We start from the raw sequence: 24171 nt of genomic DNA, 5'->3' as shown, positions 1-24171 counted from the left end.
CCCGAGGCCCAGCATGAATGCGATCAGTAGCTCCCAGCAATCCACCGGAACCTTCGCGAACGACGATCTGCTGCCCCGGGTGCCATTGCCCACGCTGGCGGAGAGCTGCGAACGTTTCCTTGCCTGGTCCGCGCCGCTGCTGACCCCGGCCGAGCAGGCGACGACCGAGGCAGCCGTCGCGGCCTTCCAGGCACCGGGCGGCCCCGGCCCCACCCTGCACGCGGCGCTGGAGCGCTACGACGCCACCGAGGGCGTACACAGCTGGCTGGACGGCTTCTGGGACTCCCGCTACCTCGGCCGGCGCGACCGCATCGCGCTCAACGCGAACTACATCTTCCTGTTCAAGGACGCCGAGGGTCTGTCCGCCGAGCAGCCGCAGGTGGAGCGGGCCGCCGGGCTCGTGGCGGCAGCCGTCGACTACAAGCTGCGCCTCGACGATGAGCGGGTCGAGCCGATCGTCCAGCGCGGCCAGACGCTGTCGATGGCGCAGAACACGTTCCTGTTCTCCACGACCCGGATCCCGGGAACGGTCCAGGACACCGTGCGCACCCCGTACAGCGAGCAGTGGCCCGGGCCGTCCCAGGCCCGCCACATCGTCGTCTTCCACCGGGGAAACATCGTCCGGCTGGACGTCGTCGGGCCGGACGGTCACCCGTACACCCTGGACGACCTCGCGGCGGGCCTGCGCGCCGTGGTGAAGGCCGCCGCGTCGCGGATTCCGGCGGACGCCGCCGTCGGCCAGCTCACCACCAAGGCCCGGGCTGACTGGGCCGCGAGCCGCCAGACGCTGCTCGCTCTGGACCCCGCCAACGCGGCCGCGCTCGACACGATCGAGACCGCGCTGTTCGCCCTGTGCCTGGAAGACTTCACCCCCAAGGACAACCTGGCCGCGTGTGACCACCTGCTCCACGGCGACAGCGCCAACCGGTGGTTCGACAAGGCGGTGTCACTGATCGTTTTCGCCGACGGCCGGGCGGGCATCAACGTCGAGCACTGCGGGCTGGACGGGACGACGATCCTCAGCTTCGTCGACGACCTGCTGGGTACCTCGCCCGCGGAGCACTCGGCGAGCTCTGGCGCCCGGCCCCAGGGGCTACCCGTCATCGAGCCCGTCGAGTTCGTCCTCGACGCCAGCCTGCGGGCGGATGTGGCCGCCGCCGGCGCGTCGTTCGCGGAGTTCGCCGCGGCGACCGCCTCAACGGTGTTGTCCTTCACCGACTTCGGGCAAAACCGGGCCAAGGCACTGAAGACGTCACCGGACGCATTCGTGCAGCTCGCCTACCAGCTGGCGCACAGCCGGGCCAAGGGGCACATCGGCGCCACCTACGAATCGATCGCCACCCGGCACTGGCGGCGCGGCCGCACGGAAGCGATGCGGGTCGTCACCCCGGAGATCCAGCGGTTCGTGACCGTACTCAACGACCCGGACACCGACACCGCCACCCGCCGGACCGCGTTCCGCGCCGCCGCCGACGCGCACGTGCGGCGCGCGAAGGACTGCCAGGCCGGGCGGGCCCCCGAGCAGCACCTGTGGGAGCTGCAGTTCATCGCCCGCAGCCAAGGCGAGCGGCTGGGGGTGACCGAGCCGATCGCGCTCTACGAGGCCCCGGGCTGGCTCAAGGCGCGCGACGACTACCTGAGCACCAGCTCCGCGCCGTCCACCAACGTCGAGTTCTTCGGCTTCGGGTCTACCAGCAGCCAGTGCATCGGCATCGCCTACGTGCTGCTGCCGGACCGGTTCAACCTCTACCTGAGCACGCCGCGTGCGGTCGCGGACGGGATGTACGCGTTCGCCGACCAGCTCCAGCAGGTCGTCACCGAGCTGCAGGACCTGCTCGCCACCGATGAGACGGGCGACGGGCCATTCAAGGCGGGCTATTCCAGGTAATTGATGATGCGGCCCACGCCCCGCTCCTGCCTTGTCCAGGCCTCCGCGAGCGCGGCCACCGGCATCAGGGATGCCCTGATCCGGCCGGCAGCCGGTGTCCCGGAAGCGGATCGGATGGCGCACCCCACCTCACTGGATCCGCCACCGAGTACCGCCCTGCCGGGGGTGACCGACGTAACAAGGGGATCGGGCCGAGGCCCGACTGCTAAACTTACGGACCATCAGCCTGGATGCGGAAGATTGCGGACGTAGGCGAGCGAACCGTCTACGGGGCAGGCACATGCCGGAGAATCGCGATCTCATCGCCCGTTTCATGCCCCCGCGATCCGCTCTGGCCAACCACCGTTGTCGGGTCCGCTCGGACCAGATCCACCCGAGCGGCCCTAGCCGAGCGTTCCGATCCCATCGGGCTACCATCCTGCTAGCACCCTGGCCGACTGGCGCCCTGGTCAGAAGCGGCGCGGTGGGCTCGATCGTCGTCCGCCGCGGAAGCGGCGGCGTCGCTCGCCCGGCCGGCACGGGGAGCCGGGGTCGGACCGATGCGGCACGGAGAGGACGGACGGCGGTGGATCAATGAGTTCGGCCACCGACCCCCGGCAAAAGACGATCATCAGGACTCTCCGCGATCCCTCCACCGTCCGAGTACCACCCGGCGGAGGGCCGGGTGGGCTCCGGTGACCGGCCCGGACACATCCGCGCCGGCCACGGCCCAGCAGCACGAGTCACCACGCCCCCGGACGGAACCCGTGCCGGAGGTCACCGCCGCCCTGTCGCCGCGACCGGAACAGTTCGACCGGGAGCGGACCCAGGTCATCCGCGGCCTGCGCGGCCGCCGGATCCCGGCCGTGGAAGCCTTCGGGACGGCACTGGACGGGCCGACCCCCGAGGGGCTACTCCCCCTGTGGGGTCCCGCGACCGGCGAATGGCTCATCCCGCCGATCGGCCGCGGCGAGATCCACCGGGGGCGCGAGGCACCGGCAGTCCCGGATTGTGGGGAACCGGTCGACTACGGGCTGACCATCCTGGACGACGGCGGTCCGGCCGGTGGTCGCCACCATGACGAGCGACCGACCCGGGGTTCCAGCCGCTCGCGGGCCATCTGGACACTCGTCGACCAGGTGCTCTCCAGCGGGACGAACGCCGTGATGTCCTTCGTCATCGCCCACAGCGTCAGCAAGTCCGAGTTCGGGGCCTTCGCCGTCGCCTTCGCGATCTTCTCATTGATGATCGGGTTCTCGAAGGCTGTCGGCACCGCTCCGCTGGGGATGAAGTTCTCCGACGTGCCGCCGCGGGTGTTTCGGGTGGCCGGCGCGGCGGGGACCGGCACCGCCCTCGTGATCGGGCTGGTCTGCGGGGTCGTGACGCTTGCCGTCGGTGCGGCGATGGGCGGCTCGGTCGGCGCCTCGCTGGTCGCGATGGGACTGGTCTTTCCCACGCTGCTGCTCCAGGACGCCTGGCGGCAGGTCTTCTTCGCCGAGGGTCGCCCGGCCGCCGCCGCCGCCAACGACGGGATCTGGGCGATCGTCCAGTTCGCCGCCATCTACGCGCTGATCGTCCGCGACGTCTCCACCTCGTGGGCGATGCTGCTGGCCTGGGGTGGCGCCGCCGCGGTCGCCGCCATGCTGGGCGTCACGCAGGCCGGCTTCAAGCCGGCGCCGAGCCTCGTGCGCCAGTGGGTCGTCGAACACCGCGATGTCAACGGGTACATGAGCGCCGAGTACCTCACCGTCCAAGGCGCCCAGCAGGCATCCACTCTGCTGCTCGGTACGCTGGGCGCGATCGACCTGGTCGGCGCGCTGCGCGGGGTGCAGACTCTGCTCGGACCGACGACCATTCTCGCGGTCGGGATCGTGAGCTGGGCCATCCCCGAGTTCTCCCGCCGCAAGGACCTCTCGGCCGCAGCCCGGGTCCGCGCCGCCTACGCCCTGTCCGCGGTGATCGTCGCGGCCGGCGCCGCCTGGGGGACGATCTTTCTCGTCCTGCCGACGAGCATCGGGCACTCGCTGCTCGGCCAGACCTGGGAGCAGACCCACGACCTGCTGGCGCTGTCCATCGTGCAGCAGGCGGGCCCCGCGGCGACGGTCGGGCCGGCCTGCATGCTCTACGCGCTCGGCAAGGCCAAGCTCACCTTCCGCGCGAATGCGGTGCTCGCCCCCCAGCTTGTCGTCTATCCGATCGTCGGTCTGGAGATCGGCGGCGGCACCGGCGCGGTCTGCGGTTACATACTTGCCTTCTGGGTGACCGTCCCCATCTGGTTCATCCTCGTCCGCCGGGCCGCACGGGAGGTGGAACGGGACACGGCGATCGCCCTTTCCGGCGAGCCGGCCGGACCGGCCGTACAGGGCCGAGTTCCGGAGCACCCGACCGGGACCGGCAATGATCAATGATAATGATGTTTCACAGTAACGTACGAGCTGTGTGCAATATGTTCGGCCGACCGCGTCGAGGCGGTGTCCGAGGCGTCGAGGCCACCACGATGAGCGCTGCCGGGCCAGGGCCGGTAGGGGGGTTGCGATGATTCTGCGTATTCTTTATCGGTCGGTCGGTTCGGAGAACACGAAGAACCGACCGACCTTCTACAGCAAGATGCTTGCGTTGGCCTCTCTCCTCCGGGCCGTCGAGAACGTCGACATCCCGGTACGGATCGTCTTCGTCAATGACGGCCCTATGCCGGCGGAGCGTCTTGCCGTGATGACGTCCGCCGGCGAGGTGCAGTCGGTGCAGTGCGGCAGCAATCGCGCGTCCTACCGGTACGTGCTGCGGATGCCGCGGGTCCGGCGCTGGTCGCCGGACGATCTGGTCTGGCTCGCCGAAGATGACTATTTGTACACGGAAAAATCGCTTTCCAGTCTCGTCGCGGCAGCGACCGCGCTCCCCGCAGTCGATTACTTCACCCTTTACAGCACGCTGCGATTCTCCTCAACCACCACCCGCCGCCGGCCAATGATCCACCGGGACGGCGGCAGCCACTCCCACGCGCCGGTGGTCGACGGCGTGACCTGGGCCAGGGCCGCCACCACGACCAGCACGTTCGGTCTGCGGGTCGGCACCCTGCTCGAGGACGAACTGCTGCTGCGCTCGATCCCGTTCGTCGGCGGCGCCTTCGACCGCGCGACCTGTCTCACTCTGCAGGGTTTCCAGCCCTTCCGGCTGGCCGAGCTGAGCGGGGAACCGCCTGCGTTCGCCCCGCCACCCCCCGCCGCGCGGATCGCTCGTCGGGTGGTGCTGAGCGGGCTGCGCACGACACTCAACGCCGTCGCCTTGGCGCGGCCCGAACGGCTGCGCCGCACGATGCTGGTGCCGGAGCCCTCCATGGCCACGCACATGGAGCTGGGTGAGGCGCTCGTTCCCGGTCACGACTGGGCGGTCGAGGCCGAGGCCGTGCAGGCCTGGCTACAGGCTCGGCGGCCCGGCCCGGTGGAGACGCCGCTGCTCGGCGCCATTGCCACGGCTTCGGGTACGCAGCGATCCTCCACCATGCACGGACCCTCCACCATGCACAGACCCTCCGTCGCGTGAGACCGCGACCGGCACCGCGAGGGTGGGGGTCTGCCGGCCGCCGCACCGTCCGCGCCGCCCGGACGAGGAACAGACGTGCCGCCCATCCGCTCCCGCTGCCGCTGCTCCTCCTGCTGGTCATCGGCCTGGTCGCCGGCGGGCTCAGCTCCTGCTCGAACAAACCCAAGCCGCCCCAGCCCGGCGGCGTGCGCTGGGTCTCCGGCGCCAACGGCAACTACCCTGCGGACGTCAACCTCTGGTCGGTCTTCACCGGCCGCAAGGTGGACCTGGCCGTCGTCTTCACGGATCGGCAGGACTGGACCAACCTGGTCTCGGCCGGCTGGCCGACGCAGGCCTTCACCCGGGACAAGTTCCCCGGCGGCCTGTCGGTCGCCCAGCCGATGTTTCCCAAAGACGGCGACGAGGCCACCTGCGCGACTGGCGCCTACGACAACTACTGGCGGCAGTTCGGCACCACGCTGACGACGTTCGGCCGCGGCGACGCCTTCGTCCGGCTCGGCTGGGAGTTCAACGGTGACTGGTTCTGGTGGTATCCACGCGACGTCGAGACCTGGAAGACCTGCTACCGCCGCACGGTCCTGGCGATCCGGTCGACCGCGCCGCACGTGCGGATCGACTGGAACATGACCGCGCACCGGGATCACCTGCCGGTAAGCGGTCAGGACATCTGGGATGCCTATCCCGGTGACGACTACGTCGACGTGGTCAGCATCGACTCCTACGACTCCTACCCCGCGTCCGTCAGTAAGACGATCTGGGACCGGCAATGTCATCTGCGGTCCGGTCTGTGCACGGTGATCGCCTTCGCCCGCGCCCACGGCAAGAAGTTCGCCGTTCCGGAGTGGGGTCTGGTGCGCACGACCGGCGGCGGTGGCGACAACCCCTACTACATCCAGAAGATGTACGAGACCTTCACCGCGAACGCCGACGCCCTGGCCTACGAGGCGTACTTCAACAACGCCGAGGAGGGGAACGTGGAGTCCTCGCTGTACAGGCCGGTACTGAACCCGAACGCGGCGGAACGCTATCTGGCGCTGTTCGGCGACCGCTGACCGCGCTCGCCTACTCCTGCCGCGAAGCCGGCGGGCACCGTCGGCTTCGGCGTGCCCGGCCGGCGATAGCGGCAGGCCGGGCACGGGAGAACCATCAGGCCAGGGTGGCCTCGAGGTCCTTGCGGATCTCCTCGGGGGTGACAGTCGGCTCGTACCGGCGGACCACTTTTCCGTCCGGGTCGACAAGGAACTTGGTGAAGTTCCACTTGATCTCGTCGGTGCCGATCGCTTCCGGCCGGGTCTTCTTGATGTGCTCGTAGAGGAAACCGGCATCGGGCCCGAAGTCACCGGGCGCCTCGGAACGCAGGTGGGTGTACAGCGGGGCCGCGTCGGGTCCGTTCACCTCGATCTTCCCCAGGACCGGGAAGGTGACGTCGAACTTCGTGGCGCAGAACTCCTGGATCTCGGCATCGGTGCCCGGCTCCTGCCCGCCGAACTGGTTACACGGGAAGCCGAGGATCTCCAGGCCGCGGCCGTGCAGATCCCGGTACAGGGACTCCAGCCCCTCGTACTGCGGCGTCAGACCGCATTTGCTGGCAACGTTGACAATCAGCAACGTCTGGCCGGCGTAGTCGCCGAGCGAGCGGGAGGTTCCGTCCGCGGCATCGACGGTGAAGTCATGGACAGTCATGGACACCTGACTCTCGATGAGGGCGAGCTGGGACTTCGCGGCCGGTCTCCGGCCGCCGAGCGACTTCGACGCTATCCCCCAGAAGTTTTTATGTCATCGAGTTGGTTGCATAACCCGTCAGCGAGGCGAACCGGTGCCTCACGACCGGGATCGACACCGGGATGGCTGGCGCCCCCCGGTCGGGACCGGTCAGGGCCGACCTGGGTGTCTGCGATGCTCATGGGATCCGGAACGGATACTCACGGGTCCCGCGACGGCCCCCAAGACGACGAACAGGAACGTCAGAGATGACCATCGAACCCGAACTGTTGAAGATCCTCGCCTGCCCGGTCGACAAGGGACCGCTGGAGCTCGTCGACGGCTGGCTGGTCAACCCGCGTCTCGGCCATCGCTACGAGATCCGCGACGACGTTCCGATCCTGCTCAGGCCGGATCACGTCGACCCGGCCGTGGCACGCTCCTCGTCCTGATCCGGCCCAGGACCTCCCTCTGCCCGGGCTGAGCTTCTACCCGGGACTGGGCTTCCGCCGGGTCTGGGACGGGCAGGGGAAAGGATCGGAAATCGGTCGGGGCCCGGGGAGAAGATCCCCGGGCCCCGACCGTCGGTGACGGGAGTCGGCTACTCCCGACCGAACTGCTCACGCAGCCGACGCAGCGCCTCTTCATCGATCGCCGAGGAAGGCTGCTCGGACTGGGAGGTGTAGGAGGAGGGGGCCGCCGCGGCGGCATCGGCCTCCTGCGCGGCCCGGATCTGGACCTGGTGCGCCTCGAAGCGGGCCTGGGCCTCGGCGTACTGCCGCTCCCATTCCGCCTGCTGCTCCTCGTAACCTTCGAGCCATTCCCCGGTCTCGGGGTCGAAGCCTTCGGGGTAGACGTAGTTACCCTGCTCGTCGTACTTGGCTTCCATGCCGTACTGGCTCGGGTCGAACGCCTCGCCGTCGACAGCCAGCCCTGTCGCCTCGTTCGCCTGCTTGAGCGACAGGCTGATGCGGCGGCGGTCGAGGTCGATGTCGATGACCTTCACCAGGATCTCGTCACCGACGTTCACGACCTGCTCGGGGATCTCCACGTGCCGCTCGGCCAGCTCGGAGATGTGGACCAGACCCTCGATGCCCTCGTCCACCCGGACGAACGCACCGAACGGCACCAGCTTCGTGACCCGGCCTGGAACGACCTGACCGATCGCGTGGGTCCGGGCGAACTGACGCCACGGGTCCTCCTGCGTCGCCTTCAGCGACAGCGAGACCCGCTCGCGGTCCAAGTCGACATCGAGGACCTCGACGGTAACCTCCTGGCCGACCTCGACCACCTCGGACGGGTGGTCGATGTGCTTCCAGGACAGCTCGGAGACGTGCACGAGGCCGTCCACACCACCGAGGTCCACGAAGGCGCCGAAGTTGACGATGGAGCTGACCACGCCCTTGCGGATCTGGCCCTTGGCCAGCTGGGCGAGGAACTCGGAACGGACTTCGCTCTGGGTCTGTTCGAGCCAGGCCCGCCGCGAGAGCACAACGTTGTTGCGGTTCTTGTCCAGCTCGATAATCTTGGCTTCGAGCTCGCGGCCCACGTAGGGCTGCAGATCGCGGACCCGGCGCATCTCCACAAGCGAAGCCGGCAGGAAGCCACGCAGGCCGATGTCGAGGATGAGACCACCCTTGACGACCTCGATCACGGTGCCGGTGACGACACCGTCCTCGTCCTTGAGCTTCTCGATCGTGCCCCAGGCGCGCTCGTACTGCGCACGCTTCTTGGACAGGATCAGGCGGCCTTCCTTGTCCTCCTTCTGGAGGACAAGGGCCTCGACGTGGTCGCCCACACTGACGACCTCGTGCGGGTCGACGTCGTGCTTGATCGACAGTTCCCGGGACGGGATCACGCCCTCGGTCTTGTAGCCGATGTCGAGCAGCACCTCGTCGCGGTCGACCTTGACGATGATGCCGTCAACGATGTCGCCATCGTTGAAGAACTTGATCGTCTTGTCGACGGCCGCAAGGAAGTCTTCGGCCGAGCCGATGTCGTTGACCGCTACCTGTGGTGTGGTCGGGCTGGGCGAGATGGTCACGGTCTCCACGGGTCGTACGTCGGTGGTGCTCGTCAAGGGGTCGGCTCCGGCTAGGGGTGGTCGTCCGCGCGAGGGCCGGATCGAACCGCCGGGACCGAGGGACAGAAACAACGCCAAAAACGAAGAAACTGTCAGAAACGATAACGACGCTCGAGTGGATCCGCTCGGTCTGAGACCCACAGACCCTCGTGCACGCCCCCAAGTCTAGGGACGGGTGTCCAGGGTGGTCAACGGGCGCCCGTACCAAGACGTGCGCCGTCCGCCATCACTCTCACTCTGCGCAGACACATGACGTCCATATGTAGTTTTTGGTGGCGGCGTGGCACCGCGGTAGGCGGGACAACGCCGTCCCACGGATCGTCGCGGCACACGGGTGGGAACGTGTGCGGACGGGACACGACAGGGACTGACGGCGCAGATCGGTTGAAAAGTGGATAAATGGGTGAGTTCGTGGCGTCCGATTCCCGACACCTGCCGACGGCCTGGCCTCGCGGCGCCCGACGCCCGGTCATTTTCGGGTCAGCGCCGGCTCGCCGATCCCCCGCGCTCGGGCCCCCCGCGCTCGGGCCCCCCGCGCTCGGGCCCCCCGCGCTCGGGCCCCCCGCGCTCGGCCGGCTGTGCCCCAGGCCCACCGGGCTGCGGCGCGGGCTGCGGCCCGAGCCATTCCAGACCGTCGAACTCGACCCGGGGCTGCTTCCACCCGGCGCGCGACGCCCGTCCATCCGGCACGCCGGGCAGGTCGGGATCGAGAGACCGGACCGGAGGGGACGGGTCTCGCGCGTCCCGGTCCGTCATGTTCCGTGGTGACATGAGGCCTGACGCGAGTGGCACCGTCGGGCTATCGACGGGCTTTCCGATCACCTCGACCTCGCCCGGCGATCCGCCGGCCCCGCTCACGAGGCCACCCTCCCCGCCCCTCGCCGCCCCTTCGAAGCGCCTCGCCACCCATCTGTCGGCCCGCCGGGCCCACTCCCGGGAGAGGGTGATGCAGGGACGCTCGATCAAAAAGTGCGTCACGGTGGAGACCCCGACGGTCAGGGTGAGGACCACCAGGAGAAACGGCGGGTAGGGGATCTTCCACAGCCGCCAGCCGCTGTGCTCCAGCACCAGGTCGATGACGGCCGAGTGCCACAGATAGATGCCGTACGAGATCGCTCCGAGGAAGGCCAGCGGACGGCTGGCCAGCAGCGGCCGCACCCAGCCGCGGTCGCCGTGGCCGAACACCGCCGGGAGCAGCAGGAAGAAGCCGAACAACCCGTAGCCCAGGTGCTTGCCCATGTCCTGGCTCCGCGTGGCTTCGAAGATCGGCACGAGCGGCAGGCCGAGATGCCTGCTCGACACCCAGTAGAAGAACGCGGCGATGCCCCAGCACACCGTGCCCGAGCCGGGCAGCTCCGCCCAGCGCGGCGACCTGCCCTGCCGGGAGTACCAGGCCGAGAGCACGGCGAGCAGCATGCCCATGGCGAACAGGTCCCACCAGACCGGCAGCCAGACGTTCCAGCCGTTCATCCAGGTCTGCGTGGACGGAATCACCAGGTAGTGAACGATCTTGGCGGCGACGAACGTAACCGCGAGCGCGGCGAGTTCCACGCGCAACTGGGCGGCGGGCGGACGGTCCCGCCGCCGCAGCAGCCACGCGTACACCGGTATCGCCAGGTAGAACGCCGCCTCGACGTCCAGGGTCCAGGCCTGGGTGAGGCCCTGGATCGCCCAGTGCTCCTGATAACCCTGGACGAAGAACGCCGTCTGGAGCAGACCGGCCAAGCCGTGCACGCCGACCCGCTTGCTGCTGACCACGGTCAGCGTGACGGCGAGCGCCACCCAGTACAGCGGGACGATCCGCATGAACCGCCGGACCAGGTAGCCGGCGGCGTCCGAGCCGCGGATGCCGGCGAACCGGGCGGCGACGAACGGACGGTAGAGCAGGAACCCCGAGATCAGGAAGAAGACCGCGACACCGATCTCACCCCGGGCGGTGTAGGGGCCCAGCCGGCTGCTGGTGGTGAAACCAGCGGGAAACGCGGTGTGCACGACGACCACGAGGACCGCTGCGATCGCGCGCAGGCCGTCGAAGCCGTCGAAGACGACCTTGGGTGGACGGACCGGCGCGGGAGTGCGCGGTTCGGGGATGGAAGCGGTGCCGGCCGGGCCGGCGGCTGCGCCGGAATCGGCTGCGGCCGTGAGGGAAAGGGCGGGTCCATTCACCGACCGAGCGCCCGGAGATCAGCGAGGTCCGGCACCCAGGCAACGTACCAGTCCGGTGTGCGCGACCACGTCGACACCCCGAGCGAACCCACCCTTTCTACCCGGCCGGACGGTCTACCCGGCCAGCCAGTCCGCGCACAGAAGCCCGCCAGCGGATCCGCACCCAGGGGCCCCGGCCGGCCGGTCCGCGAACCTACCGCGGCACCCGAGCCACTACACGACGCCCGAGCCACCGCGCGGCGGCCGTGATCGCGACGGCGGCGAGCAGCACGATCGCGGGCTCCGCGGCGGCCCGGAACCGGGTCGTCCCGTAGATCGCGACCGAGGCGAGGCTCAGGGCGATCGGCACGGCGAGCAGTGGCAGCAGCACGACCCGGCGGCGGCGCAGCACCACGACCCCGGCGAGCGCCGCGATCTCCAACGGCCACAGCGTGACCATCCCGACCTGGCTGAGGAGCAGGGGGCGCCGCTCGATGGTGTCCAGCCGGGCCTGCTGCCAGGGCCGGTAGACCCCCCACGTCCGACCGAGCCGCGCCGCGGCCACCCGGGGCAGGCTGCGCTCGTTGTGTTTGATGTAGTCGTACGCGGCCCGGCGGTAGAACACATCCCGTTCGGAGCGTTCCTGGGGCGAGGGTGGCAACGCCAGGATGCAGTCAAACGACCACCAGCCGACGTACCGGCCGGAGTAGCTGGCCGGGCAGTGGGTGACCGCCAGGGTGGAGCCGAGCCCGGTGGACAGGTACTCCGGCTCACTGAACCGGGACAGGTTGTAGATGGTCCAGGGCGCGATCGTGAGCGCACTCACCGCCGCCGCGACGGCCACCAGGGCGATCCGGCGCCGCCAGGCGAGTTCACGGGCCGTGGCGACGAGTGGCACCACCAGCACCACGGCGAGCAGCGCCAGTTCCGCTCGCGCGAGCATCACCGCAGCGAGGGCCGCTCCGAGCCAGGCGGCGTCGGCGACTGTCCGCCGGTCTCGGAACCGGTAGGCGGCAAGGATGATCCACGCGCAGGTGAGGATCCCGGTCGTCTCCGACATCAACAGCGGGTCGTTGAGCCACATGCCCGGATAGACAGCGGCGATCCCGGCCGCCACCAGTCCGGTCACGGGGCCGGCGATCCGCCGCCCGGCGAGGGCGACAAGCACGATCGACAGCACGCCGAGCAGACATGAGAACAGCTGGTGGGACAGGAAGCTGGTGAATCCGAGCACCGATGGCACGGCCAGCAGCCCGCTGGTCAGTGGGGGGTGCTGGGCGTCGGGGACGTAGCGGCCGGACAGGGCGAGTTCGTAGGGATCGGGCCAGCCCCGGCCGGCTGCGAAGAGGTTCGCCGCCTCGTGGTAGTAGTACGGGTCCCCCTCCACGACCGCCGGATGCAGCCAGTGGAACAGGTAGAACAGGCGGACGGCGAGACCGAGCAGCCCGATCGCGGCCAGCCACAGGTGCCAGCGCACGGGCCGCGCCCGCCCCAGCATCGCGGAGAACCCCGACATCACGGGGAATCGAGACGTGGGTTGGCCCGTGGACACCGCCGGCGCCGGGGCCACCATCCGGGGGAGCCCCGCCGTGGTCTCAGACACGCGCGGAAGGTACCAATGTCCCGATAACGGCTCGACACCGCGTCCGCCGCGACAGCGGCGAGCACACCGCGCGTACGTCCTTCCACGCCGCTGCGATTAGCCTTGCCTGTCGTATGTCCTGGCGAGGTCGCAGCCGACGCAACCCCCGGCGACGAGGAGGGAACGAGGCTGACCAGCAACGACGCCGACACCTTCCCGCTCGCCTCCGGTGGGCGCCACCGCCGGGTGGCACCCGGACCGGAGCCCACCGACACCGTCCCGATCAATACCCGCCTGGGCGGGACTCGCCCGGCGCCCGGGGCCACCCGGCCGCCGGCCGGACCTCCCTACCGGTCTCCCGGGACGGTGACGGCACCCGGGGCGAGAGCCCGGGCCGGCACCCGGCCGCGGACCGGCACGCGCGAGGCGACGGGGCCGCTGCGGGTCGAGGAGGATCTCGACGCCACCGGACCCGTGCTCGCGCCGCTCGGGCACTCCCCCGCGCTCGACGGCCTGCGCGCGCTCGCGGTCACGGCCGTCATCGCATATCACGCCGGCGTCTCGTGGATGCCCGGCGGCCTGCTCGGCGTCGACACCTTCTTCGTCCTCTCCGGGTTCCTCATCACCGGCCTGCTGATCGCCGAGTACCGCTACAACCGGCGCATCGACCTTCGCGCCTTCTGGATCCGCCGGTCCCGCCGCCTGATGCCGGCGCTGCTGCTGCTGCTGCTCGGGGTGGCGGCCTACGCCCGCTGGATCGCCTCCCCCGGCGACGTGGGAACCCTGCGGCTGGACGCGCTCTCCACGCTGCTCTATGTCGCAAACTGGCGTTTCGCGCTGTCCGACCAGAGCTACTTCGACCACTTCTCGGCTCCGTCACCTCTGCTGCACACCTGGTCACTGTCCGTTGAGGAGCAGTTCTACGTCCTGTGGCCGCTGATCGTCTACCTGCTGATGCGGCACAGCGCGAAGACCGTGGACCGCTGGCGCCGGCAGCGCCAGAAGGCCCAGTCGCTCGCGCTCACGGTCGCGGTCCTCGGCGCCGAGGCGTCCGCGTTGGTGGGCCTCGCCCTGCTCGTGGTCGGGACGAACCCCTCCCGGATCTACTACGGCACCGACAGCCGCGCCCAGGCCCTGCTGGTCGGGGCCGCCCTCGCCGTCTGGCGGGCCCAGCGGACGACCCCGATCTCCGCCCGGGCCCGGTCGGTCATGTCGGTCGTCGGCTGTGTCGCCACGGCTGCGATGATCCTCCTCTGGACAACGGTGGGTGGGGAGAGCCGCGGACTCTACGCCGGCGGCTTCCTCGGGGTTGCGATCATCGTGATGCTGCTGGTCGCCTCGCTCGTGGAAGCGCCCCGAGGCCCGGTGGCGAGGGTGCTGGCCACCGCCCCGCTGACCTTCGTCGGCCGCATCTCGTACGGCCTGTACCTGTGGCACTGGCCGATCTTCCTCACGCTGACGGCGACCCGCACCGGGACGAACGGCGTGGTCCTGCTGGGGCTCCGCCTCGCCGCCACGCTGGCGATCACACTGGCCTCGTTCCACCTCGTGGAGAACCCGATCCGGCGGGGCAAAGTACGCTTCCCCGTCCCGCGGGTGACGGTGCCCGCCGCCCTGGGCGGGGTGCTCGCGGTGATCCTGCTGGCGACCGCCGGGACGTCGGCGTCGGTGCGCACTCCCGCGGACCTGGAGGCGTTGGCGCGGCGGGCGGCGACCTCCCCACAACCGGCCGTCGCCGTCAAGGCCGGCGGGAACCCCCCGATCAAGGTCCTGCTCGGCGGCGACTCGGTGGCTCTCACCCTGGGGTTCAGCGACTTCTCCTCGATGGCCGCCCAGCAGGGTATGGAGATCCACGACTTCTCCAAGCTGGGGTGTGGCGTCGCACGGGGGATGCAGCGGCGCATCCTCGGCAGCGCCGGTCCCACCACCGACGGATGCGACCAGTGGCCGCAACGGTTCGCCCAACGGGTGAACGAGGTCAACCCCGCGCTCGCGATCCTGCTGGTCGGTCGCTGGGAGGTCACCGACCAGATGCGGGACGGCCGGTGGACGCACATCGGCGATCCGGGGTTCGACGCCTACCTCGGCCGGGAACTCGACCTCGCCATCGACACGCTCGGCGCCAAGGGTGCCAAGGTGGTGCTCCTGACGACCCCGGTGTTCAAGCCGACCGAGGCGCCGAACGGCGGCATCTACCCGGAGACGAAGGCCGAACGGGTGGTGCGGTTCAACGCGCTGCTGCGGGCCGCGGCGGCTCGCCATCCCGGCGTCACCGTGATCGACATCACGTCAATTCTCACTCCGGGTGACAAGTACGTCGACGAACTGGACGGTGTCCGGCTACGCGACGACGACGGTGTGCACATCTCCAATGGCGGTGCCCGACGGATCGGTGTCGCGATCATTCCCCAGCTTCTCCGGATCGCCCGGGGAGCAGCGGCCGCCGCACCCGCGCCGACCACGCCGACCACGGGAGCGGGACCCGGCTGACCCGCCCGCTTTACCCGACGCTAACCTTCCGCCCAGTACCGGGCGGTCTACAGGAGGATTCGACGTGCCTCGCGCGCTGATTACCGGGATTACCGGTCAGGACGGGTTGTATCTGGGTGAGTTGCTGACCGCGAAGGGTTATGAGGTGTTCGGGTTGGTGCGGGGGCAGTCGAACCCGAAGGTGGCGACGGTGGAGCGGCTGGTGCCGGGGGTGGTGTTGTTGGAGGGGGATCTGACGGATCTTCCGTCGTTGATCGGGGCGGTGGAGATCTCGCAGCCGGACGAGGTGTACAACCTGGGGGCGATCTCGTTCGTGGGGTTGTCGTGGAAGCAGGCGGAGCTGACCGGGGAGACGACGGGGATGGGGGTGCTGCGGGTTCTGGAGGCGTTGCGGATCGCGGGTGGTAACGACATGTCGGGGGTGCGGTTCTATCAGGCGTCGTCGTCGGAGATGTTCGGGAAGGTGCGGGAGACGCCGCAGCGGGAGTCGACGCCGTTTCATCCGCGGTCGCCGTACGGGGTGGCGAAGACGTTTGGTCACTATCTGACGGTGAATTATCGGGAGTCGTACGGGGCGTTCGCGTGTTCGGGGTTGTTGTTTAATCACGAGTCGCCGCGGCGGGGGATCGAGTTCGTGACCCGGAAGATCTCGCGGGCGGTGGCGCGGATTTCGTTGGGGTTGCAGGACTCGTTGTCGTTGGGGAATCTGGAGTCGCGGCGGGACTGGGGTTTCGCGGGGGATTACGTGGAGGCGATGTGGCGGATGCTGCAGCAGGACGCGCCGGACGATTATGTGGTGGCGACCGGGGAGACGCACAGTATCCGGGAGTTGTTGGATGTGGCGTTCGGGCGGGTGGGGATCTCGGACTGGTCGGGGTTCGTGCGGCAGGATCCCCGGTTTTTCCGGCCGGCTGAGGTGGATGTGCTGGTGGGGGATTCGTCGAAGGCGCGGGAGGTGTTGGGGTGGAAGCCGCGGGTGGGGTTCGAGGAGTTGGTGGCGATGATGGTGGACGCCGACGTCGCCACCGAGACGGAATCGGCCGACAAGGCACTGACAATCCGTTGAGCACCGTTCCCGGACGTACCAGGCGGCCGACCACCCCGGCGCGGGTGAACCGGCCCCACGCGGGCATTCCGTTGCGCGGGGCGGGGAGTACCCCTGCGTATGTCGTCGGGGAGGACTCCGCATGAAGCGCAATACCGCCCAGCCGGGCGGCGCGTCGGCCGCGATCGCGGCCGACGGCTGGACGCTGCGTAAACGCCTGAAACAGACCCGGGGCACCCGGCTGCGGGGGGCGGTGCGCGGCGCCATCCCGCTGGCGCTGGCCGGCCTGCTCGCCAACCTCGCCAACATGGGCGTCACGCTGATCATCGCACGCGCGCTGAGTACCCGATCCTACGGCGCGGTCGCCCAACTGATCGCGATCTTCTTCATCGTGTCCATGCCGGGCAGCGCCCTGCTCGTGGGGGTGGTCCGGCGGATCACCACCTGGCAGCACAGCGGGCAGTTGGACCTGGTGGCGCAGTGGGTCCGCCGGGTCCGCCGGGTCGGGGTCGCGCTCGTGCTGGTCGTCGCCATGCTCGCGGTGGCCGCTCGGGGCTTCGTGGCCCACGAACTGTCGCTGCCCGGTCCCGGCGGCGTCGCCGAGATCGTGACCGCCGGTGCCGCCTGGTGTCTGCTCTGCGTCGACCGGGGGTTGCTGCAGTGCGGCCGGCTCTATCCGGCGCTGGCCGCCAACCTGCTCGTCGACGCCGCGGTGAAGACGGTGTTCACGATCGGGTTGGTGCTCGCCGGTCTGGACGAGACCGGCGCGGCGATCGCCGTCCTGCTCGGTGTGCTGGCCGCCCTCGCCCACACGCGGTCCACGCTGCGCCGCCACCCGGACGCGGTCGTGGGAATGTCGCCCGAGCCGGGCTCGCCCGCGGCGCCCACGGCCCGGCTGGCCGTCGAGGTCGGCACCGCTCTCGTCGCGCTGGCGATGCTCGGCCTCCTGCAGAACATCGACGTCCTCATGCAGGGCCGGCTCGCCCCCGACCGGTCGGGCTCTTACGCGGCCGTCTCGGTGGCCAGCAAGGTGCTCGTACTGGCGGCGGTCGTGCTGGCCGGCTTCCTGCTGCCGGAGGCCGCCGATCGACGACATCTCGGACAGCACGCCCTCCATCAACTCGGAGCAACGCTAGCGATACTCCTCGTCCCCGCGCTGGGGCTGCTCTCCGCCGCTCTCCTCGCACCCGACACACTTCTCTCCCTGGCCTTCGGCCCTCGCTTCACCGATGCCTCCGGCGCGCTTCTCCCCTTGGCCGCAGCGATGACCTGTCTCGGAGCTACCGTGCTGTTCACCCACTACCTGCTCGCTCTCGGCGAGCGAGGCGTACTGCTGGCCCTGGGGCTGGCCGCCGCCGCGACCGTCCCCCTCATGCTGTGGGCGGACGGATCACCGACGAGCACCGCCCGCGCCGACCTCGCCTGCCAGGCCGTGCTGGCCATCGTCACCGGCCTGTCGGTGCTCGCCGCCGCCCGTCGGACGGCTCGGGCATGAGCGCCGCGAGCAATCGGCGCGGCCCCGGCGCGACGATCCCGCCGACCCCCGCGGGCCTCGTCGTGCCGCCGGCCGTCCCGGTCCCGCCGGGCCTCTTGGCCGCGCAGGTGGGAGCGCCCGGGATCGAGGCCGCGCCGCACCGGCCCTCCCTCGCCGAGCTGGTCGAGACTTCGGGGCTGCGCCGCGTGCACATGCTGGCCTGGCGTGACCTCGACGACCCCGAGTCGGGCGGGTCGGAGCTGCACGCCGACAAGGTCGCGGAGCTGTGGGCGCAGGCCGGCATCGACGTGAGCCTGCGCACGGCCGTGGCGTCCGGCCATCCGGAATCCGTCCACCGCAACGGCTACACGGTGGTCCGCAAGGCGGGCCGGTACTCGGTCTTCCCGCGCACGGCGGTGTCCGGCGCGCTGGGCCGCGGCGGGCCCTGGGACGGCCTGGTCGAGATCTGGAACGGGATGCCGTTCTTCTCTCCGGTCTGGGCCCGCTGCCCCCGGGTGGTGTTCCTGCACCACGTGCATGCCGAGATGTGGCGGATGGTGCTGTCCCCGAAGCTGGCCAGGATCGGCGAGACCGTCGAATTCAAGATCGCACCACCGCTGTACCGGCGTACGCGCATCCTGACGCTGTCCCCGTCGTCCCGGCACGAGATCATCGACCTGCTCGGCCTGCCGCCGCGCAACATCTCGGTCGTGCCGCCGGGTATCGACCCGTCCTTCTCCCCCGCCGGCGAGCGCTCGCCGCATCCCCTCGTCCTCGCTGTCGGGCGTCTGGTGCCGGTGAAACGGTTCGACGTCCTCATCGACGGGCTCGTCCACGCCCACGACGAACATCCGACGATGGAGGCGGTCATCGTCGGCGAGGGCTACGAGCGGGTGGAGCTGGAGAAGCGGATCTCCGCTGCCGGAGCCGGCGGCTGGCTGCGCCTCGTCGGGCGGGTCGACGACGACGCCCTGCTGACGCTGTATCGGCGCGCCTGGGTGCTGGCCTCGGCCTCGGCCCGTGAAGGCTGGGGCATGACGATCACCGAGGCCGCCGCCTGCGGCACGCCGTCGGTCGCGACGAAGATCGCCGGACACACCGACGCGGTCGTCGACGGCGAGACCGGCGTGTTGGTGGAGGATCCGGCCGACCTGGGCAAGACACTGGCCGGCGTGCTGACCGATCACGATCTGCGCGCCCGCCTGTCCGCCGGGGCGCTGGCGCATGCGGCGACCTTCACCTGGGCGCAGACGGCTCGCTCGACGTTCGCGGCGCTAGTCCGGGAGGCGGCCCGGCATCAAGGCCGCCGCTCCAGCGCGGCCCGGGCCGCGGACCTGGTTGGGCCGCACCGGTGACTGCGGTGATCCGGTGACCGTGACCACGTCGCCCTCCGGTCCGGCCTCGTCCGATCGCCCCGCTTCCGGTCGCCCCGAGTCCGGTCGCCCCGAGTCCGGTCCGGCCTCGGCGGCGATCCGCCGGCGGCGACCGCCCTCTTGGCCGACCCTGGTGCTGGCCGCCGTGGCGTATCTGCCGCTGCTGGCGACGGCACCGGGAAAGATCGGCGCCGACACCAAGGCATACCTCTACCTCGATCCGAGCCGGATGCTGCGCCGAGCGGTCTCCATGTGGGACCCCGGCATCGGCATGGGCACCGTCACCCATCAGAACATCGGCTATCTGTTTCCGCAGGGCGCCTTCTACTGGCTGCTGGATCTCGTCGGCCTGCCCGACTGGGTCGCGCAGCGGCTGTGGACGGGCTCCATCCTGTTCGGCGCCGGCACCGGCGTGCTGTTCTTGCTCCGCTCGTTGCGCTGGCCCGACCGCTTCGCGTTCGTCGCCGCGTTCGGCTACATGCTCTCGCCCTACATCCTGGAATACGAGGCGCGGATCTCGGCGATCCTGCTGCCCTACGCCGGACTGGGCTGGCTGATCGGCATCACCGTGCGCGGGTTGCGCGAGGCGGAGCCCGGCCGGGCCGGCTGGCGTCCCGCCGGATGGCGCTTCCCCGCCGCCTTCGCCCTCGTGGTCACGACGATCGGCAGCATCAACGCCTCCAGCCTGATCTTCATCCTGTTCGCCCCACTGCTGTGGATACCGTTCGCCGTCTGGGGTACCCGCGAGGTCCGACTCGGCGCCGCCGTGAGTATGTGCACCCGTGCGGTGCTGGTCGTCCTCGTCACGTCGGCGTGGTGGATCGCGGGGCTCTACACCCAGGCCGGTTATGGCCTCAACGTCCTCGCCTTCACCGAGACGATCGAGACGGTCGCCAGCAGCTCGCAGGCCTCCGAGGTGCTGCGGGGCCTGGGCAACTGGTTCTTCTATGGACAGGACGCGCTCGGTCCGTGGATCGGGCCGGCCACCCACTACACCCAGAGCATCTGGCTGATCGCGGTCAGCTTCACCATACCCATCCTCGCCCTGATCGGCGCCTCGGCCATCCGCTGGGGCCAGCGCGGCTACTTCGTCGCGCTGATCCTGCTGGGCACCACGATCGCCGTCGGCGTCTACCCGTACGACGATCCCTCTCCCTGGGGACGGCTGTTCAAGGACTTCGCCGAGGGATCGACGGCCGGTCTCGCGCTGCGTTCGCTGCCCCGGGCGGTCCCCATGGTGGCACTGGGCATGTCGGTGCTGCTCGCGGGCGGGCTCGCAGCTCTCTGGGAGCGGTACGCGGCGGCCGGTCCGACCGCTACGGCTGCCCCCGGTGGGCGGCCGGTCCGGTCGGGCCGGCGCCGACGGCTGGTTCCGCCGCTCGCCACCGGGGTGGTCCTGCTGTTGCTGGCCCTCGACATGTCACCGCTGTTCCGCGGCGAGTTCGTCGAGCCGTTACTCGAACGCCCCGAGCACGTCCCCGCCTACGAGACCGAACTCGCGCGCGCCCTGGACACCAGGAACAACGGCACCCGGGTGCTGGAGCTTCCCGGTGCCGACTTCTCCCACTACCGCTGGGGAAGCACCCTCGACCCGGTCACCGAGGGGCTGATGGACCGTCCGCTGGTCATGCGGGAACTCATCCCCTACGGCGAGGCGGGCAGCGTCGACCTGGTCCGCTCGCTGGACCGCCGGCTGCAGGAGGGGGTGTTCGAGACCTCCGCCCTGCCGGACCTCGCCCGGTTGATGGGCGTAGGCGACGTGGTGCTGCGCAGCAACCTCGCCTACGAGCGGTACCGGACCCCGCGCCCCCGGGCCACCTGGAACCTGTTCACCTCGAACAGACCGGACGGGCTGGGTGTACCACAGACCTTCGGACCGCCGGTTGCCGAGGATCCCGGCATCCCGTTCACCGACGAGGTCACCCTCGGCACCGACCCGTCGGTGCCCGATCCGCCGGCGCTGGCCGTCTTCCCGGTCAGCGGCGCGCAGCCGATCGTGCGCACCGCCACCACCGCGCGGCCCCTGCTCGTCAGCGGCAACGGGGAGGCGCTGGTGGACGCGGCGGCCTCCGGCCTGCTCGCCGAGCCAATCGCCGACGGGCGGGCGATCCTCTACGCCCCGGAACTCGCCACCGATCCCACCGCGATGCGCCAAGCCCTCGACGACGGTGCGGACCTGCTCGTCACCGACACCAACCGGCGGCGCGCCGAACGGTGGACGGGCATCCGGGAGAACTTCGGCTACGTCGAGCAACCCGGAGTCAGGCCGCTGGCGAAGGACCCGAACGACAACCGGCTGCCGCTGTTCCCCGATCAGAACGTCACCAGCGAGACCACAGCCACCCTGCACGCCCCGGGATCCCCGGCGAAGATCGCCGAGGTGACCGCCACCAGCTACGGGAACAGCTTCTCCTACGGGGCGTCCGACCGACCGGTCCGCGCGATCGACGGCGACCCGGGCACCGCGTGGCGGGTCGGCGCCTTCACCGACCCGACCGGGGAGGCCTGGCAGACCACGCTGGCCGAGCCGACGACGACGAACCAGATCCGCCTCGTCCAGCCGCTGACCGGGCCGCGCAACCGGTGGATCACCCGGGCGACGCTGACCTTCGACGGCGGCTCCCCGGTGACCGTCGCGCTCACCGACGCCTCCCGCACCGCCGCCGGGCAGGTCGTGCGCTTCCCCACCCGGGCCTTCCGAACGTTACGCATCCACATCGACGCGACGAACACCGGCCGGCAGCGCAGCTACGACAACGTCTCCGCGGTCGGGTTCGCCGAGGTCGCCATCCCCGGAGCGAACGGGGCACCGCTGACGGCCGAGGAGGTGCTGCGGATGCCGAGTGACAGCCTCGACGCCGCCGGTGCCGCCTCCCTCGGCCACCGGCTGGCACTGGAGGTGTCCCGGGACCGGGCCAACCCGTCGGAACCGTTCAAGCAGGACACCGAGTCGGTCATCAGCCGGTCGTTCTCCCTGCCCACGGCCCGGACGTTCGCGCTCACCGGCACCGCCCGCGTCTCCGCCTACTCCCCCGACGATCGCGTCGACCAGGTGCTGGGCCGCCCGGCCACCCTCCCGGTGGTGACCTCCTCCGGCCGGCTGCCGGGATCGCTCGCCGCGCGGGCGTCGAGCGCCTTCGACGGAAACCCGGCCACCGCGTGGAGCCCGGGCATCGGCAACCCGCGAGGCAGCTGGATCCAGGTCGCCTCGCCGACCCCGTTGACGGTCTCGTCGATGACGATGTCGATCGTCGCCGACGGTCGGCACTCGATCCCGACCCGCATCGGGATCGAGGTCGACGGCCAGCGGGTCGGCGCGGTGACCGTGCCTGCGGTCACCGACACCTCGGCGCGCGGGGGCACCCGCGAGGTGACCCTCACCTTCCCGGCCGTCACCGGCAGCACGTGGAAGTTCGTCATCGACGATGCCCGGACCGTCACCAGCATCGACCCCATCAGTCGCTCGCCGCTGGCGATGCCGGTGGGCCTCGCCGAGATCGGGATACCCGGCCTCGCGACCGTGCCTGCCGCGGGCACCGGTCAGCCCACGGCGGGCACCGGTCAGCCCACGGCAGGCACGGCAGGGAGCACCGCGACGGGGCTGTTGCCGGCCCAGATCCCCGCGCCCTGCCGGACCGACCTGCTGAGCATCGACGGTCAGCCGGTGGGGGTGCAGGTCACCGGGGGCACCGCCGACGCGGTCAACCGGCTCGGGTTGACCGTCGCCACCTGCGGCCAGCCGGTCACCCTCGGCCCGGGGGAGCACGTGATCCGGACCGCCGACGGGGCCCTCGCCGGCATCGATCTCGATCGCCTGCTGCTGGCCTCGGACGTCGGCGGCGGCCCGTGGCTGAACGCGACCGGCGCCGCCTCCGCCGTCTCCCCCGCCGGGACCCCACCGGCCGCGACGGGCACCACGGGAACGACGTCGGCCGCCACCGGAACGACGGGCACCACCGGAACGACGGGCACCACCGGAACGACGGGCACCACCGGAACGACGTCGGCCGCCACGCCACGGGTGACGGTCCGATCGGCCGGCGACACATCCTTCACCGTCGACGTGACGGGGGCGCGGCCCGGTACCCCGTTCTGGCTGGTGCTCGCGGAGAGCCTCTCCCCGGGTTGGAAGGCGACCGTGGGCGGCGCCGACCTGGGCACCCCCAGGCTGGTGGACGGCTACGCGAACGGCTGGCGGATCACCCCGACGGCCGCCGGGTTCACCGTCACGCTGACCTGGACCCCACAACGGATCGTGTGGTTCGCCCTGGCGCTGTCCGCGGTGACGGTGCTGCTCTCCCTAGCACTGGTGATCTTCTACACCCGCCGAGCCCGCGCGACCGTGGCCACGCGGGCGTCCCGGTCGTCCCGGTCGTCCCGGGCACCGGAGCCGGATCTGCCGACAGCCGAGCCGTGGTCCGTCCGGGCGGGGCGTGTCGGCCCGCGCACCACCGTGCTCGCCGTGTTGGGGATGGGTCTGCTCTCGGCGGTGCTGGTCTCCCCGGTAGCGGGGGTCATCGTCGCCTTGGCGACGGCCGTGGCGCTGCTCGTGCCCCGCGGCCGGCTGCTGACCCGCGTCGGCCCGGTGGTCTGCCTGGGCGTCAGCGCCCTGTACGTGCTGCAGGTGCAGGCCCGGCATGCGCTGCCGACGGACGGAGACTGGGTCGCCGCGTTCGGGAAGGTGGCGACGATCTCCTGGCTCACGGTGCTGCTACTGGCGAGCGACCAGCTCGTCGCCCAGCTGCAACGACGGCGCGAGGCGGGGCAGCCGGGCCCGCCGTCTCCCCGGACGGGCCCGGGGGAGGAGCCTCCGGGCCACTGAAGGTCGGGCGAGCGGAGATGCCCAGCGACCGGAGATGCCCAGCGACCGG

The 24171-nt window shown here is 70.6% G+C and carries 14 protein-coding genes; 10 read left to right on the top strand and 4 right to left on the bottom strand.

Going from position 1 to position 24171, the window contains the following annotated elements; genetic code table 11:
* The first annotated feature begins 13 nt into the window (after window positions 1-13).
* From FRANCCI3_RS05325 to FRANCCI3_RS05310, 4 genes are all read left to right on the top strand, one after another.
* On the top strand, window positions 14-1888 hold the full coding sequence (locus tag FRANCCI3_RS05325; protein ID WP_011435513.1) for a choline/carnitine O-acyltransferase: 1875 nt from the start codon (window positions 14-16) through the stop codon (window positions 1886-1888).
* 746 nt (window positions 1889-2634) lie between these two features.
* Entirely contained in the window at window positions 2635-4275 is a 1641-nt protein-coding gene (locus tag FRANCCI3_RS05320) for a hypothetical protein (RefSeq protein ID WP_023841591.1), read from the top strand.
* A gap of 127 nt (window positions 4276-4402) precedes the next feature.
* Window positions 4403-5407, top strand: coding sequence for a hypothetical protein (locus FRANCCI3_RS05315; protein WP_011435511.1), 1005 nt, complete (start codon window positions 4403-4405; stop codon window positions 5405-5407).
* Complete coding sequence (locus FRANCCI3_RS05310; protein WP_011435510.1) at window positions 5404-6459, top strand: glycoside hydrolase family 26 protein; 1056 nt, start codon at window positions 5404-5406, stop codon at window positions 6457-6459. Before FRANCCI3_RS05315 ends, FRANCCI3_RS05310 begins: the two co-directional genes overlap by 4 nt.
* A gap of 94 nt (window positions 6460-6553) precedes the next feature.
* Here FRANCCI3_RS05310 and FRANCCI3_RS05305 read toward each other — a convergent pair whose 3' ends face one another.
* Window positions 6554-7090 (bottom strand): glutathione peroxidase, encoded by a 537-nt coding sequence (locus FRANCCI3_RS05305; RefSeq protein ID WP_011435509.1) that lies wholly within the window; start codon window positions 7088-7090, stop codon window positions 6554-6556.
* 287 nt (window positions 7091-7377) lie between these two features.
* Here FRANCCI3_RS05305 and FRANCCI3_RS05300 point away from each other — a divergent pair, with 287 nt between their 5' ends.
* Window positions 7378-7560 carry a Trm112 family protein gene (locus FRANCCI3_RS05300; protein WP_011435508.1) on the top strand — a complete coding sequence of 61 codons (183 nt, stop codon included), beginning with the start codon at window positions 7378-7380 and terminating at the stop codon, window positions 7558-7560.
* A gap of 149 nt (window positions 7561-7709) precedes the next feature.
* On the opposite strand, the gene rpsA is transcribed toward FRANCCI3_RS05300, so the two are convergent.
* The 3 genes from rpsA to FRANCCI3_RS05285 form a co-directional block, all read right to left on the bottom strand.
* Entirely contained in the window at window positions 7710-9188 is a 1479-nt protein-coding gene (rpsA, locus tag FRANCCI3_RS05295) for a 30S ribosomal protein S1 (protein WP_011435507.1), read from the bottom strand.
* 483 nt (window positions 9189-9671) lie between these two features.
* Entirely contained in the window at window positions 9672-11357 is a 1686-nt protein-coding gene (locus FRANCCI3_RS05290) for an acyltransferase family protein (RefSeq protein ID WP_011435506.1), read from the bottom strand.
* Window positions 11358-11550: 193 nt separating this feature from the next.
* Window positions 11551-12852 carry a glycosyltransferase family 39 protein gene (locus tag FRANCCI3_RS05285; RefSeq protein WP_023841593.1) on the bottom strand — a complete coding sequence of 434 codons (1302 nt, stop codon included), beginning with the start codon at window positions 12850-12852 and terminating at the stop codon, window positions 11551-11553.
* 189 nt (window positions 12853-13041) lie between these two features.
* Between FRANCCI3_RS05285 and FRANCCI3_RS05280 the strand changes: the two genes are divergently transcribed.
* The 5 genes from FRANCCI3_RS05280 to FRANCCI3_RS05260 all read left to right on the top strand — a co-directional run bounded on the left by FRANCCI3_RS05280 (window position 13042) and on the right by FRANCCI3_RS05260 (window position 24122).
* Entirely contained in the window at window positions 13042-15408 is a 2367-nt protein-coding gene (locus tag FRANCCI3_RS05280) for an acyltransferase family protein (protein WP_023841594.1), read from the top strand.
* A 64-nt stretch (window positions 15409-15472) separates the two neighbouring features.
* Entirely contained in the window at window positions 15473-16474 is a 1002-nt protein-coding gene (locus FRANCCI3_RS05275; RefSeq protein ID WP_011435503.1) for a GDP-mannose 4,6-dehydratase, read from the top strand.
* A gap of 121 nt (window positions 16475-16595) precedes the next feature.
* The gene (locus tag FRANCCI3_RS05270) at window positions 16596-17948 is read left to right on the top strand and encodes a hypothetical protein (protein ID WP_011435502.1); all 1353 of its coding nucleotides are present in this window, start codon (window positions 16596-16598) and stop codon (window positions 17946-17948) included.
* A complete protein-coding gene (locus FRANCCI3_RS05265; RefSeq protein WP_011435501.1) occupies window positions 17945-19282 on the top strand; it encodes a glycosyltransferase family 4 protein in 1338 nt (445 codons plus the stop codon). Before FRANCCI3_RS05270 ends, FRANCCI3_RS05265 begins: the two co-directional genes overlap by 4 nt.
* A gap of 13 nt (window positions 19283-19295) precedes the next feature.
* Window positions 19296-24122, top strand: coding sequence for an alpha-(1->3)-arabinofuranosyltransferase domain-containing protein (locus tag FRANCCI3_RS05260; protein ID WP_011435500.1), 4827 nt, complete (start codon window positions 19296-19298; stop codon window positions 24120-24122).
* The last annotated feature ends 49 nt before the right edge of the window (window positions 24123-24171 follow it).

It is taken from the genome of Frankia casuarinae (assembly GCF_000013345.1).
Lineage (GTDB): Bacteria > Actinomycetota > Actinomycetes > Frankiales > Frankiaceae > Frankia > Frankia casuarinae.
Note: the sequence above shows the minus strand (reverse complement) of the source record. Positions and strands in the feature narration are given on the sequence as shown.